This window comes from Amphritea opalescens (assembly GCF_003957515.1).
Lineage (GTDB): Bacteria > Pseudomonadota > Gammaproteobacteria > Pseudomonadales > Balneatricaceae > Amphritea > Amphritea opalescens.
The window spans coordinates 128,852-143,411 of the sequence record NZ_RQXW01000006.1 but is presented as its reverse complement, the minus strand read 5'-3'; the positions used below and the strand labels follow the sequence as shown (position 1 = coordinate 143,411).

At 48.5% G+C, this 14,560-nt stretch carries 15 protein-coding genes; 8 read left to right on the top strand and 7 right to left on the bottom strand.

Annotated elements, in window-relative coordinates:
• The first annotated feature begins 107 nt into the window (after nt 1-107).
• The 5 genes from EH243_RS08620 to EH243_RS08600 all read left to right on the top strand — a co-directional run bounded on the left by EH243_RS08620 (nt 108) and on the right by EH243_RS08600 (nt 4,170).
• A complete protein-coding gene (locus EH243_RS08620) occupies nt 108-632 on the top strand; it encodes an FKBP-type peptidyl-prolyl cis-trans isomerase (RefSeq protein ID WP_126158328.1) in 525 nt (174 codons plus the stop codon).
• Complete coding sequence (locus EH243_RS08615) at nt 632-1,927, top strand: M18 family aminopeptidase (protein ID WP_206441572.1); 1,296 nt, start codon at nt 632-634, stop codon at nt 1,925-1,927. The genes EH243_RS08620 and EH243_RS08615 overlap by 1 nt, the downstream gene beginning before the upstream one ends.
• A gap of 325 nt (nt 1,928-2,252) precedes the next feature.
• Entirely contained in the window at nt 2,253-2,801 is a 549-nt protein-coding gene (locus tag EH243_RS08610) for an HPP family protein (protein ID WP_126158242.1), read from the top strand.
• Nucleotides 2,802-2,860: 59 nt separating this feature from the next.
• Nucleotides 2,861-3,073, top strand: a complete 213-nt coding sequence (locus EH243_RS08605) for a hypothetical protein (protein ID WP_126158241.1) — start codon at nt 2,861-2,863, stop codon at nt 3,071-3,073.
• A gap of 26 nt (nt 3,074-3,099) precedes the next feature.
• Nucleotides 3,100-4,170, top strand: coding sequence for a mechanosensitive ion channel family protein (locus tag EH243_RS08600; RefSeq protein WP_126158240.1), 1,071 nt, complete (start codon nt 3,100-3,102; stop codon nt 4,168-4,170).
• Between the two features lie 84 nt (nt 4,171-4,254).
• On the opposite strand, the gene EH243_RS08595 is transcribed toward EH243_RS08600, so the two are convergent.
• Nucleotides 4,255-4,470: a dodecin gene (locus tag EH243_RS08595; protein ID WP_126158239.1), complete on the bottom strand. Its 216-nt coding sequence runs from the start codon at nt 4,468-4,470 to the stop codon at nt 4,255-4,257.
• Between the two features lie 89 nt (nt 4,471-4,559).
• Nucleotides 4,560-5,141 carry a helix-turn-helix domain-containing protein gene (locus tag EH243_RS08590; protein ID WP_126158238.1) on the bottom strand — a complete coding sequence of 194 codons (582 nt, stop codon included), beginning with the start codon at nt 5,139-5,141 and terminating at the stop codon, nt 4,560-4,562.
• A gap of 116 nt (nt 5,142-5,257) precedes the next feature.
• Between EH243_RS08590 and EH243_RS08585 the strand changes: the two genes are divergently transcribed.
• Nucleotides 5,258-6,397 carry a benzoate/H(+) symporter BenE family transporter gene (locus EH243_RS08585; RefSeq protein ID WP_126158237.1) on the top strand — a complete coding sequence of 380 codons (1,140 nt, stop codon included), beginning with the start codon at nt 5,258-5,260 and terminating at the stop codon, nt 6,395-6,397.
• Nucleotides 6,398-6,438: 41 nt separating this feature from the next.
• On the opposite strand, the gene EH243_RS08580 is transcribed toward EH243_RS08585, so the two are convergent.
• Entirely contained in the window at nt 6,439-6,879 is a 441-nt protein-coding gene (locus EH243_RS08580) for a MarR family winged helix-turn-helix transcriptional regulator (RefSeq protein ID WP_126158236.1), read from the bottom strand.
• A gap of 97 nt (nt 6,880-6,976) precedes the next feature.
• Between EH243_RS08580 and EH243_RS08575 the strand changes: the two genes are divergently transcribed.
• Nucleotides 6,977-7,447 carry a DUF2798 domain-containing protein gene (locus EH243_RS08575; protein WP_206441567.1) on the top strand — a complete coding sequence of 157 codons (471 nt, stop codon included), beginning with the start codon at nt 6,977-6,979 and terminating at the stop codon, nt 7,445-7,447.
• A 92-nt stretch (nt 7,448-7,539) separates the two neighbouring features.
• On the top strand, nt 7,540-7,833 hold the full coding sequence (locus EH243_RS08570; RefSeq protein ID WP_164549075.1) for a DUF3861 domain-containing protein: 294 nt from the start codon (nt 7,540-7,542) through the stop codon (nt 7,831-7,833).
• A 79-nt stretch (nt 7,834-7,912) separates the two neighbouring features.
• On the opposite strand, the gene EH243_RS08565 is transcribed toward EH243_RS08570, so the two are convergent.
• The 4 genes from EH243_RS08565 to EH243_RS08550 all read right to left on the bottom strand — a co-directional run bounded on the left by EH243_RS08565 (nt 7,913) and on the right by EH243_RS08550 (nt 14,558).
• A complete protein-coding gene (locus EH243_RS08565) occupies nt 7,913-9,217 on the bottom strand; it encodes a sensor histidine kinase (protein WP_126158234.1) in 1,305 nt (434 codons plus the stop codon).
• Nucleotides 9,217-9,900 carry a response regulator transcription factor gene (locus tag EH243_RS08560; RefSeq protein WP_126158233.1) on the bottom strand — a complete coding sequence of 228 codons (684 nt, stop codon included), beginning with the start codon at nt 9,898-9,900 and terminating at the stop codon, nt 9,217-9,219. The genes EH243_RS08565 and EH243_RS08560 overlap by 1 nt, the downstream gene beginning before the upstream one ends.
• A gap of 73 nt (nt 9,901-9,973) precedes the next feature.
• Nucleotides 9,974-11,404 (bottom strand): efflux transporter outer membrane subunit, encoded by a 1,431-nt coding sequence (locus EH243_RS08555; protein WP_126158232.1) that lies wholly within the window; start codon nt 11,402-11,404, stop codon nt 9,974-9,976.
• A complete protein-coding gene (locus tag EH243_RS08550; protein ID WP_126158231.1) occupies nt 11,397-14,558 on the bottom strand; it encodes an efflux RND transporter permease subunit in 3,162 nt (1,053 codons plus the stop codon). Before EH243_RS08550 ends, EH243_RS08555 begins: the two co-directional genes overlap by 8 nt.
• Nucleotides 14,559-14,560 lie beyond the last annotated feature (2 nt).

Below are 14,560 nucleotides of genomic sequence, written 5' to 3'. Positions count from 1 at the left end.
TTGGTTCCGTAACTCAGAAAATCTGAGTGTAGTCTTGTCGCGTGCTGATGTAAAATCAACGGCTTAACTCTTGTTTATTAATTGAAGCGGGTACGGCTATTGTGAGTATGCGAGTTGTGAGTGTGGTGTTTTTATCGCTGTTAGTCGCCTTGGTCAGCGGTTGTGGTAAAAGCGAAGAGGAAAAGCTATTTCATCAACAGCTGTTGGAGAAAGCGCTGAATGATGATACCAAGAAAGCGGGTACCCGTTTTCTGGCGGAGAATGCCCTGCGGGAAGGCGTTGTTGTGACCGAGTCAGGGTTGCAGTATGAGATTTTACAGGCGGCGGAGGGGCCAACACCTCGGGTGCTTGATCGAGTCAAAGTGCGTTATACCGGTTGGACGGTGGATGGTGAAGAGTTCGAAGGTTCAGCCCAAAAATCTGAGCAGCCGGTGTTTACGGTCAAAGATGTGATCAAAGGGTGGCGGTTGGCCTTGTTGAAAATGTCACCGGGGGCGCGTTGGAAAATCTACCTACCTTCTGAGTTAGCCTATGGTGCACGGAGCCCTGGTGGCCGCGTGCCTGCTAATTCAGCACTTATTTTTGAAATTGAGTTGTTACAAATCCTGCCTGAGGAAAAGGCCGATAAATGATGCAAAAACAAGAGTTTAATAAGCAACTGTTTGATTTTCTCGCGGCGTCTCCTACCCCGTTTCATGCGGTCTATGAGATGCGTGGACGCTTACAAGAAGCGGGTTTTATTGAGCTTCAGGAGCAGGATGCCTGGCATGTTAAGCCCGGTGGGCGTTATTTTATTGTGCGTAACGAGTCATCGATTATTGCTTGGAACCTAGCGGCGAATTCCGATTTGACCGACTCCGGCATCCGCATGGTTGGTGCCCACACGGATAGTCCTTGCCTGAAAGTTAAACCCAACCCCGAAACGGAAAGTCAGGGATGTCTGCGGGTGGGGGTTGAAGTTTACGGCGGCGCATTGCTGAATCCCTGGTTTGATCGTGATCTGTCGTTGGCCGGACGGGTTAACTATCTCAGTACCGATGGTTCTCTGCGCAGTGAGTTGGTGAACTTTGAGCGTCCGATTGCGGTGATTCCCAATCTCGCGATTCATCTCAATCGCGATGTTAATCAGGGATTGAATGTTAATCCACAAACGGACTTGCCTCCGATCATGGCCCAGTTGCAGGGCGATGCGAAGATCACATTGCGCGATGTGCTGAAGAATGAGCTGTTAACTCAGTATGTTGATGATGTGGCGGAGATACTGGATTACGAGCTGTGTTTTTATGATGTACAGAAACCCGCGTATATCGGCTTAAATAATGAGTTTTTTGCTTCGGCTCGATTGGATAATCTGCTGAGCTGCTTTATCGGTATGCAGGCGTTGATTGAGTCTGATTCCGAACAGAGCTGCCTGCTGGTCTGTAACGATCATGAAGAGGTGGGTAGCATGAGTGCCGCTGGCGCACAGGGGCCGATGCTGAAGCAGTTGCTAGAGCGTTTACAGCCGGACGCCGAATCCCGTAGCCGGATGATTGCCAACTCGATGATGGTCTCCGTGGATAATGCCCATGCTGTGCATCCTAACTTTGCCGATAAGCATGATGGTAATCATGGCCCACGGATGAATGCCGGTGCGGTGATTAAAATCAATGCGAATCAGCGTTATGCCACCAACAGTGAAACCGCGTCGTTGTTTCGTCATATAGCTCGGCAGGAAGGTGTGACATTGCAGTCCTTCGTTGTGCGCAGTGATATGGGCTGTGGTAGCACCATTGGTCCGATTACCGCTGCCGAGATCGGTGTGAAAACGGTTGATATAGGGGTGCCTCAATTGGCGATGCACTCTATCCGTGAGCTGGCCGGAAGTGATGACCCCGTCAGCTTGGCGAAGGTGTTGAAGCGCTATTATCAGCAGGAGCAGGTGTAATATTTTATAACACCGGTTAAATCTCAGGCCGGGCGATAGTGATATCGCTCGGCCTGTTGTTTTGTGGGGCCGATTTATCTGTCTCCCCGTGTTCTAAAGGGCGCTTAAACAAGCCGCCTGCCATCGTTTACCGTCCTTCTGTTTTATTCTCGTTTTTTAATTCAGCAGATGAATGAATTTTGAGTTCAGGTGAATTAATTTATTTAAGCGACTAGTTCTGTTTTGATAGAATGCCGCCTCTTAAATTGTTTGTTAGAAGAGCACCTTCGATCTGTGCCAATTCGGCAGTAGGCGAGGGCAAACTGATGTCTTGGGTCGTATTAACATGAAGAACTATTTTGCGCGCATGAAAACCAAAGGGCATTGCCCACCGCGTAAACCGCTTAAAAAGATTGTTTGGTCCTGGGTTGGGGCTTTTATGGGCATTTTAATTATCTCGATCATGGGCCGCGAGATGCACCAGCTAGGTATGGATAACCTACTATTGATTGGTTCATTTGGTGCCTCCGCGGTGCTTATTTATGGCGCGCCGTTAGCAGAGTTTTCTCAACCCCGTAATATTGTTGGTGGCCATGTGGTATCGGCATTGGTGGGTGTGACGGTCTACCTCTTATTAGGTGAACAGTCGCTCTTCGCCGCGCCTTTAGCGGTCTCTTTAGCGATCGTGGCGATGCATTTTACCCGCACACTACACCCGCCGGGCGGCGCTACCGCGCTGATTGCTATTATCGGCGGTGATAGCATCCATGCGATGGGTTATCTGTATGTGGTGTCACCGATACTCTCTGGGGCGATGGTGATGCTGCTCGTGGCACTATTGGTCAACAATATGTCACGTAATCCAGGACGGCACTATCCGGTCTATTGGCTTTGACGTTTAGCGTTAAACATTAGGGCGCGGCAGATCCCTGCATAATGGGGTACTCTATAGCTATGCAACTTGAAATAACCACACCGATATTTAAATGCTTGGCCGATGAAGACGCTTTTTTTCAGCGTCTGTCAGAAGTCGATGGTTGTCAAAAAGTGGTGGCTAGGGCTGCTTATATCAGTGTGACCCTAGGTCATGCTGACGAGAAAACGTTGCCGACACTCGAGAATATCTGTGATATCTGGAATGTGTCCTATACAGTCGTTAGCGATTAAGTCGAATAGTGCTGTCTGAGGGGTTTATGGAACAACTGTCTGATCAGATTATGGCCTTTATTCCGTTGTTTATCACGGTTGTTTTGGCGGTTCTATTGCTGCTGGCGCTGCATTGGTTATTGTTGGCCCGTCATCCCGAGATGGGGAATGAGCGACGCTTACCCCGACAGTTGATCATGTTAGTGCTGAGTTTGGCCGCTGCGGTGTTGATTGCCATTGCGTTGCCGGTGAGCGTCAGTACCCGAAATCAGGTAATAGGGCTCATTGGTGTGTTGGTATCCGGTGTGATTGCGTTTTCATCCACCACCGTCACCACTAATCTGATGGCGGGGTTAATGCTGCGAAACACGCGGCCCTTTCGGGTGGGTGATTTTATTCGGGTGGGTGAGCACTTTGGGCGGGTAGCTGAACGTGGCTTGCTGGATACCGAGATTCAAACCGAGCATCGGGAACTGGTGTCTCTGCCCAATACCTATCTCATTACCAATCCCGTGGAAGTGGTGCTATCGGATGGGGCGATTGTTTCGGTGACGCTATCCCTTGGATATGACCTGCACCATGGGCAGGTGGAAAATTTACTGATCGAAGCGGCTGGCGAAGTCGGTTTAGCCGAACCTTTCTGTCAGATCGTCGAACTGGGCGATCATGCCATTACCTATCGGGTGAGTGGTTTACTCAGCGAAGTTAAAAGCTTGTTAACAACCCGTTCAAACCTGTATCGGGCTATTCTCGATACCCTGCATGGTAATGATATCGAGATTGTCTCCCCTGGCTTTATGAATCAGCGACAACTATCCGAGACAACCAAAATATTGCCTGCCTCGGTGATTAAAGCGACTAGCGCTGAATTATTCAAACCGGAAGAGATTGTCTTTGATAAAGCGGAACAGGCGCAGGCGCGGGAAGAGCAAAAGCAGGAACTACAAAGTGAAATAAAAGCCTTAGCGGTGCAGGCTAAAAGTGCGAGTGGCGATGATAAGCAGCGCATCACTGAGGTGATTAGCGAGAAAACTGATCAGATGACATCCCTCGAGCATCCAAAGCAAGATGAGGGCGAGCAGCAGGGCAGCGCGCCGCAACCGTCATCGCCTAATTGAACAATGTAAATTTCTTACGCCTTAACTCATCGGCCTATTGAGTCTGACAGTCCGGCCGCGATAATGCTAGGCCGGCTATTTAAATCAGCTATTCTCCAATCTAAAACCCACCTTGAGCGTGACCTGAAAATGTCCAATATGGCCATTGATGATATGGCCTCGGGTTTCAATCACTTCGAACCAATCCATATTATCGATGGTTTCGCTGCATTGAGCTAGCGCATTACGAATCGCATCATCAGAGCTGATGGGTGAAGAGCCGACTATTTCTATCTTTCTGTAGGTGTGATGATTAGACATATGCTTCGCTACCCTTGTTGTTTTTATCGATTAAGTTAAGGGTAGTTGAAAAGTAGGGATAAGGTAGTGGCGAAACAACGAAATCATTATTAGCGCGGGCTATCGGCGGCTGTTTTCCCGTAGTGGATGATATTGTGAAAGGTAACTGGGCTGTGCTCATCGTTGCGATAACCATGGGGCTGATCCGCCGCAAAACGGATAGCTTCCCCTTCGCTAAGGGTTAACCACTGGCCGTCAATTAACAGCGCCATCGTACCGCTGATAACGACCACATGTTCTGTCACGCCGGGGCGGTGAGCTTCTGATAGCCGTTCGACACCCGGCGCCAGGATGAACTCAAACATCTCAAACCCCATATTAGGATCATAGGGAAAGATCGGCGGTACGGGAGCATTATCACTGGCGAGGTATTTGTGTTCTGCCAGTACCGGTGGGATGACTCTGGCATCGCTATTAGCCGTGATGGGCTCTATTAAACTCGATAATGAGATATTAAAACCACTGGCGATTTTCCACAGCGTGGTAATGGTTGGGCTAGACTCCCCACGCTCGATCTGACCGAGCATCGCTTTACTGACACCCGTTTCGCTGGCGGTTTGATCAAGGCTCCATTGCTTTTGCTGACGCTGTTGCTTCAAGTGTTTGGCGAGATTTTGATTAACTTCTAGCACAGATATATTTCCAATGGCGACTATATTAAGTTGTGCGTTATAACGTACGGTGATACGCTTTTGATTTTGGACGTTATAGCGCACAAATGATTAATGAAGTGTAAGGGGTTGTTCGGATGGGATCAATAATAGGGCGCTTAAAACTAAGCGGTTTCTTCAGTTTGTCGCATATATCCGCGGGTTTTGTGGCGGTTTTGGTGGGTTATACCAGCTCTGCAGTGATTATTTTTCAGGCGGCGGCTGCCGCTGGTGCTTCAGCAGCTGAAATGAGTTCGTGGTTATGGGCGCTAGGGATTGGCATGGGGCTCACCAGTATCGGTTTGTCTCTCTATTTTCGTACGCCTATCTTAACCGCATGGTCGACCCCAGGGGCTGCATTGCTGGTCACAGCATTATCCGGTGTGCCGCTTAATGAGGCGATTGGGTTGTTTATGTTTAGTTCGGCGCTGATTCTGTTATGTGGTGTTACGGGTTGGTTTGAAAAAATCATGCATCATGTGCCGATGCCGCTGGCTGGCGCAATGCTGGCTGGGGTTTTACTGCAGTTTGGTCTCGATCTATTTACGGTGATGGCCGCTAACTTACTGCTCGTCGGACTGATGTTAGCTGCTTTCTTGTTGGTTAAAATAGCTTTGCCTCGCTATACGATTCCGTTGGTGTTGCTGATCGGTACAGTGGTGGCTTTCCTTCAAGGACAGTTAAACTTGGAGGTTCTCCAGTGGCAGTTATCGACTCCAGTGTGGGTGACGCCAGTGTTTGATCTGCACAGTATCATCGGTATTGGTATTCCTCTGTTTATTAACGGCTATGAGACACCTGTTTCACCGTTACTGACTTGGACCGGCTTAACGGGCGTGTTGTTAGCACCCTTGGGTGGTTTCTCCTATAACCTCGCGGCGATTACCGCCGCCATCTGTATGGGTAATGAAGCCGGGCATGATCCACGCAAACGTTATCTCGCCTCGGTTTGGGCAGGTGGTTTTTACTTATTGACGGGCTTATTTGGTTCGACCATTGCCGCTCTGTTTATGGCGTTTCCAGATGCTTTGGTCATGGCGGTTGCTGGTCTAGCGTTGCTGAGTACCATTGGCAACAGCTTATCGGGGGCGCTGGCAGATCCTCATCAACGAGATGCGGCCCTATTAACCTTCTTAGTCACCGCCTCGGGGTTGAATCTGTTGGGTGTCAGTAGCGCCTTCTGGGGGTTGTGTATCGGTTTGATCGCTTACTATCTACAGCCTGGTGATCGGGCTTAGTTTGGCCGTTTTAGGCTAACGATCTGTATCGGTCAGGGCGGCTAGCATGAGTCGCCCGTCGGATGAAGGTTGTTCGCCATGATGGCTGAAATACGCTTAAATTCTGTTAGCTCTTCTGAAGTAAGTCCCTTGGTCATCAGCTGAACCGTTTTGGCATCAATATCGATAATTTCCTTAAGCACCGCAACCCCAGCATCCGTAGGGGATAAGTAATGACTGCGTTTGTCATTCGGGTTGGGCATTCGGGTGATAAAGCCCCGTTCAATTAAGGTGCTAACCAGCCGTGTTACCTGGGCTTTATCGCGTCCGAGAAAGCTTGCGATATCAATGGCGGTGCAGGGCTTTTTACGGTGGATAATCTTGATGACACGTACATGCATCGGGGTGATGCCCAGGTTGAGTTGCTCCGCTTGTTGCTGCAACTGACGCTTTAATCCGTGGACTAGGTGAAAAAGGCTTTCTAATGATGATTGATCAGACATAAAGAATCCTTGCTGACTAGTTGACAATATCAACTGCATTAAATATAGTTGCTATTATCAATTATATTTAGATTTGTATCAAGGCAGGAGAGCTATCTTGGATGCACCCATAGATTCAACATCGAAGACACCCCTTATTTATAAGGCGTTAGTGGTACTCGGCATCATGAGTGTTATGGGCGGTTCATTAACGGGAGTGATGACCTATATAAATGTCGGCTACGGGAATACTTTTTATAGCGATTGGCTGAGTTCGTTTTTAGCGGCTCTAATCTTGATGCCTGCGGGATTACTGCTGATGGGATTGATCACTAAGTTTGTTGCGCAGTGGTTACCAAACACTAATGCCCATGCCCGTAATCTCGTTACAGGTGGGGTGATGGCTTGCATGATGGAGTCGATAATGGCGTTTAGTACCACCGCCAATACCCTGGGTTTTTCGAGTTCGGCTGATTTTTTGACGGGTTGGCTATTCAGTTTTTTAGCGGCGCTACCTTTAGGGTTAGCCTTGATGGTTGTTATGTCGTTGACGGTTAAGCCCAAAATCGAGCTTTATTTAAAGAGCTGAGTGTCGCTTTAACCGCAGTATTAAACAGAGTTAATCGAAGAGTGAGCACTTGTTGCTCGTTTGATGGTAAGTAACTTATAGAGAGCAGGATGATGAAAAAACAACACCAGTACAGCATTAGCATTGATCATACTCAAAACGCGGATGGCTCGGTGCCTAATGATGAAACCTTTACATTTGATTTCTCAAGCCATGATGAGCTGTTTGAGATCATCGAGAAACTAAAAAGTAGAGAGGATGTTGGCCCTGAAAAAGCAGCACCTTTAGCACTGGGTATTAAGCTATTTGGCAGCGTGATGTTGGCTAATAAAAGGGACGGGCTATTTGTCGATTTGTGTCCACATTTCGCCACTTTTATGAAAAAACTGAAACAGAAAAAGGCATAGCAGTCGTTGGGATAGGTGGGTTGAAGAGGGCCAGCATTACCCGTGGAGGTAAGCTGGCTATGCTCAATAGCCAGATATTTTACTCGTTAGATTCAAAATCAACGGTGACCTGATAGCATCCCTGTATCTCTGAGACTTCATAAAGCCAGCCGTGGCGGTTAATGATTTTTTCGCTAAGCTGTAAGCCTAAACCGTAGCCATACCCTAATGAGATTTCCGGCGCATCCGTTTTGGGGTTTGGTGCAGAGCTTTTATCGCTATCATGACTATTAATGATAGTGACGCGGCTGCCTCGCTGTGTGATCTCGATCTGCCCCTGTTGTGTATGTTGATAAGCATTTCGAATAAGGTTACTGAGCACAATGTGGCATGCGGTTGCCGCGACATTGACGCAAGAGGCCTCAGTATCAATCTTAATGGTCACGTTTTTAGTATTCAGTAGATAGTTAAGCTCATCGGCGAGTTGTGTGATCTTTTCATCTAGCGCTATTGGGCTGAGAGCGATTTTTTGCTTATCTTTACGGCTTAGCCACAATAAAGTATCGGTTAGGTTACTCATGGTGAGGCCCGCGCGTTGAATACGCTGTAACGTGAGAGCTTGTTTATCACTGAGGGGTGATATTTCACTCAGCCGCTGCAGCAGTTCAACATTGCTTCTAATCACTGCAATGGGAGTACGTAACTCGTGACTCGCATAACTTAAGAAGTGCTGCTCCCGCTCTAAGCTTTGATGCGTTGAGACTAAACTATCTTGCACTAATGAGGCTAAGGTATTTAGTTCGTTATAAGAGAAATCTGGCGGAGGATTTTTCACATTCTCTTGAGTCAGTGATTTAGCCCAATTTTTTAAAGATTCGATCGGTTTTGCTATTTTCTGCATGATCATCATCAAACAGAAAGCAAACAGGGCGATGGCGGGAATCGCCGTAAAAGAGGTCCAAAATAAAAATTTATAACGGTTTTTTGGGCCTTTATCTAATGATCTGTTTTTTTCGAGTATCACCCTAGAGATAAAGCGTGGCTCTCCCTCAGGGCTCTTAAATAGCACCGCAAAATAGATATTTTCAGGCATCGTAAAAATGGATGATTGATCTTTCAATTTTTGCAGTTGTCCCGTCTCGGCAGGAGGGGATGTAAAGCGCTGTTGAATAATATCCGGGGTATCTTGCCAGCGACTGGCGACATTAAAACCGATGACCTCTTTGGGATTGCCATCGTCAACATCGACTGTTTTGGCCAGTTCGTACATGACGCTTTTTAAACCCTTATCAAGCCCATCAATAAAGTAGTTGATGCTTAATAGCGAAAAACCGATCGACATGACAGAGCCAAGCAGTACCACACTGATAAAAAAATACAGCTTAAGGCTTGGCCTGATTCTCATTATGAAGATCCTTTCGTCTGTTCTTTAATAGCAAAACCAATACCGGAAACGGTATCCAGCTTAACATTGCTTAGCTCGATATCGAGCTGTTTACGCAGGTGATAGATGTGGACTTTTAAACTATTACTGTCGGGTTGTTCATCCCCCCAGACAGCTTGCATGATTTGCTGGCGGCTAACGGCTTGAGGACTCGCACGTACGAGGACCTCCAGCAATTTGAAAGCGATAGGGGAGAGTTTGAGCGGTTGCTGTTTTAGCTGCGCGCTATGTTGGGTTAAATCGAGGGTCAAATCACCTAAGGCTAAACGTTTAACCTCGCCACTGCGGCGTTTGGCAAGCACTTGTACGCGGGCGACCAGCTCCTGCATATCAAAGGGTTTGACCAGATAGTCATCACTACCGGCCTTAAATCCTTGCAGCTTGTTTTCTAGACTATCGCGAGCGGTCAGCATGAGAATGGGAATATCCATGCCTTTTTCCCGTAATGTATTACACAGGGTTAAACCGTCCATTTTGGGCATGTTAATATCCAGCATGATCATTTGGTAATGATTGCTTTGTATTAAATTTAACCCCATGAGGCCGTTGCTGGCGTGATCACATTGAATGGATTCGATCTCAAGGTAGTCAACAATGGTCGTTGCAAGATCGATGTCGTCTTCAACCAGGAGTACATTTACCATTAAAGTATTGTTCCTTCATTGCTATCGGCAACTGGCCTGACATCAATATGTCAGGCCGTTTGCGGATGATCGTTTAGCCTTGCTCGGCGTCACTGGTCAGCCCACCACCCAGTACACGGTACAGGGTGATACGATTATCCAGATCTGTCTGCCGTGTGAGGATCAACGACTGTTGTGCACTATACATGGTCCGTTGTGCTTCTAACGTATTTTGAAAGCTATCGACGCCATTTTGGTAACGCGCTAATGATAGTTCATATTGGCGGGAGGAGGCGGCCACTAAGGCGTTTTCAGCACTGAGTTGCTCTTGGATGGTCGCTCGTCGTGCAAGGGCATCGGCAACCTCAGAAAATGCATTTTGTATGGCATATTCATAGGCGGCCAGCGTTTTTTGTTGCAACGCCTCACTGTAGGCTAAATTGGCATCGTTCGCCCCACCATCAAAGATGGGAAGGCTTAGGCTGGGTGCGATGGTCCAAATAGAGCTAGCGCCGCCAGTGAAAAGATCAGATAGCAGCGAGCTGGCGATCCCACCCGTGGCGGTCAACGACAGGGATGGGAAAAACGCGGCTCGGGCAACACCGATATTGGCATTGGCTGATTTCAAGTCATGTTCAGCCGCTAATACATCGGGGCGCTGCAATAACACCTCTGATGATAAGCCCGCTGGTACATCGGTGACGAGCGTGCTGCTCTCTGGCAGTGCGTTAGGCAATAGATTGCTATTTAAAGGCTCGCCGACCAGCAAGTTGAGGGCGTTAATATCTTGTGCCACCTGGGTTTGATAGAGGGCAGTATCTGAACGCGCACTATGGTAGATCGTTTCAGCACTCACTAAATCGATCTGAGAATCGACACCTAAGGTCAAACGCTTCTGAGTAATCTCCATCGCTTGCTGAGCGTTATTCATGGTCTCTTTGGCGAGTGTTAAAGCGCTTTGATCCGCGGCTAAGGTTAACCAAGCATTGGCAATCTCACTGATAAGCGAAATCTCAGTAGCCTTGGCAGTTGCTTCACTGGCTAAATAGGCTTCCATTTGAGCCTCAGTGAGGCTGCGATTTTTGCCAAACAGATCAATTTCATAGCCACTTAACCCGGCTTCTGCTGCATAGGTTGAGCTGATATCGCCTGATGAGCGGCTGCGATTGCCGCTTAGATCAGCATTCACCTGAGGATATAGGTCGGCCCGTTGAATACGGTAGGTGGCCCGGGCAGCATCGACATCGGCAAGGGTTTGACGCAAGCTTCGGTTACTGCTCAGTGCTAGCTCAATCACCTGCGCTAAACGGGGCTCTTTGATGAAGCTTTGCCAAGGTACCTGTGTCGCTTGCTGGTCCGATAAACCTTGAGCATCAGTGCTAAGAGAGTTCTGCCAATCGTTGGCAAGCGGTAGCTCGCTACGGGAGTATTCCGGCGCCATCGAGCTACAACCCGCTAGCAGTATGGCCGCAGCAAGCGGTAATAACCTAGTGCGGCGCGCTGTTTTCGCGCTGAACTTAAGCATGGTGAGTGTCCTCTTTATTCGCTTCGTCATTATAAACGGGACGTCTTGATGGGAAGGCGCCGCGGATTAACACAAAGAACAGGGGTACAAGGAAGATCCCCAATAGGGTTGCGGTGAAGGTACCACCCACAATACCCGTACCGATGGCGATACGGCTATTCGCACCGGCCCCCGATGAGATCGCCAGCGGCAGGGTGCCAAAAATAAAGGCGAGTGAGGTCATAATGATCGGCCGTAAACGTAGTTTGGCGGCTTCCACTGCGGCATCCACTAATGACATACCCCGTTGATAGGAGGCTTCGGCAAATTCCACGATCAGAATGGCATTCTTGGATGCCAGTCCAATGGTTGTCAGCAGGGCCACTTGGAAGTAAATGTCGTTGTCTAAGCCGCGCATGGTAGATGCTAGCACCGCACCAATGACACCTAACGGAATCACCAGAATGACCGCCAGAGGCACTGACCAACTTTCATACAGGGCCGCTAGCGCAAGGAATACGACGAGGATTGAAATGACATAGAGCATCGTTGATTGACCACCCGATAGCTTCTCCTGATAGGATAAACCGCTCCATGAGTAGGTGAGTTTGCCTTGCCCTACTTCATCCGTCAGACGTTCCATCTCCGCCATCGCTTGGCCGGAACTAACACCGCTAGCCGATGCCCCTTGTATTCCATAGGATGAAATACCATTGAAGCGAGATAAGCTTTGCGGGGTGCTTGACCAAGAAACAGAGCTAAACGCAGAGAAGGGGGTCATGGTGGTGTTGCCATCAGCATCCTGGCCGCGCACATGCCATTGGTTTAAGTCCTCAGGTTTTGAGCGGAACTCAGAATCACCCATGACGTAGACTTTCTTTACCCGACCATCATCAATAAAGTCATTGACATAAGAGCCCGCCCAAGCCGCGGTTAAGGTGTTAGCCACATCGGATAATGACACCCCAAGTGTGGTCGCTTTACCGTTATCGATATCAATCTTAAGTTGTGGTGTTTCACTCAACGCACCCTCTCGGATGGCTACGAGTAGTTCGCTTTGGCGTGCTTTGGTTAACAGTTCATTTTTTAAGGCAGTTAACTCTTCACGAGAAGTACCCGCAGCGGCCTGTAGCTCAAAGGTGAAGCCGTTACTTTGGCCTAATCCCCGTATCACCGGTTGCGACATGGCGAAAACGTTGGCATCACGAATGGAGGATAGGTTTTTATTCATCCGTTGAATCAATGCATCGGCACTTTGATCATCGCGAGGACGCTCATCCCAAGGTTTTAATGACACAAACCCCATGCCCGCATTTTGTCCACTACCTGAAAAGTTAAAACCGGCGATCGAAAACATACGAACCACCGTATCGGTTTCCTCCTCGGCTAAGTAGCTTTCTACTTGTTCAGCCGCTTCGCGGGTACGCTTGATTGATGCGCCTGCGGGTAAGCTAATTTGGAACATGGTGCTGCCTTGGTCTTCCTGTGGCAAAAAGCCGGTTGGCATACGCACGATCAGTACGCCAAGAATTGCCACAATGATGCCGTATAGCAGTACCCAGCGTAGTTTACGGCTGATGATACCTTTAACATGGCCGGTGTAAGAGGCGGTCATGCGGTCAAAAACACGGTTAAAGCCAGCAAAAAAGCCTTTGTTGTGACGGCTATGATCTTCTTTGGTTAACAGGCTGGCGCATAGGGTTGGGCTTAGCGTCAACGCCACGATCACGGATAGAACCATCGATGAGACGATGGCAATAGAAAACTGCTGATAGATGACGCCGGTTGAGCCGCCAAAGAACGCCATCGGTAAGAATACCGCTGATAACACCACGGCAATACCGATTAGCGCACTACTAATTTCGGACATCGATTTTATAGTGGCGTCTCGCGGTGATAGGTTTTCCTCACGCATCAAACGTTCAACGTTTTCGACCACCACGATGGCATCATCAACGAGTAAGCCAATGGATAATACAATACCGAACATGGTTAAGGTATTGATTGAAAAACCAAACACGGATAGCACACCAAAGGTGCCGAGTAACACCACGGGTACAGCGATCGCTGGAATCAGGGTAGCCCGCCAGTTTTGTAAGAAGATCCACATCACCAGTACGACTAATACGATCGCTTCAGCAAGCGTTTGGACCACTTCGCTAATCGATATTTTAATAAATGCAGTACTATCTCGTGGGAAGGTGACTACATAGCCGTCAGGCAGGCTTGCTTCCAGCTCAGCCACTTTGTCTTTAACGCGGGTCGCGGTATCCAGTGCGTTTGCACCGGGTGATAGCATAATGGCGATCCCTGACGCGGGGTGACCATTCAAACGGGGGATAACATCGTAGTTTTCACTACCAATCTCAACCCGGGCAATATCACTGAGGAGAACATTCGCACCGGAACTATCACGCTTTATGATGATATTACGAAACTCATCCGGCGTTGACATCATCGATTGAGCGGTGACGGTTGCGTTAAGTTCTTGATTAGCGGGTGCAGGCACCGCACCAATTTTACCGGCAGGCACCTGTATATTCTGCGCGGCTAAGGCGCTGGCAATATCCGACGGCATTAACTCATAGGAGGCCAGCTTCGTTGGGTCTAACCAGATCCGCATAGCGTATTGTGCACCAAACACCCGCACGTCACCGACGCCTTCTATACGGGCTAGGCTATCTTCCATGTTAGAGGAGATATAATCCGCAATGTCGAAGGCGTTCGCTTGGTCGGTAGAATCATAAAGCGCCGTGACCAATAAGAAATCAGAGTTTGATTTGGTAACGGTAACCCCTTCGGATTGCACCGAATCAGGAAGACGTGAAGTAATCTGTTGGACTTTGTTTTGCACCTGAACCTGAGCGTAATCGGGGTCTGTGCCCTCTTCAAAGGTGATATTCACCTCTACCGAACCATCAGAGGTACTGGAAGAGGAGAAGTATAGGAGCCCATCAAGGCCGGTCAGTTGTTGCTCTAATATTTGTGTGACACTGTTTTCAACAGTGATCGCATCGGCGCCGGTATAGGAGGTTTTTACCTTGATAACCGGTGGTGCAATACTGGGGTATTGCGCAATAGGCAGCGACATAATTGAGGCGATACCGGTGAGCATGATAATAATCGATATCACCCAGGCAAAGACTGGGCGGTCGATAAAGAAGCGAGCAAACATAG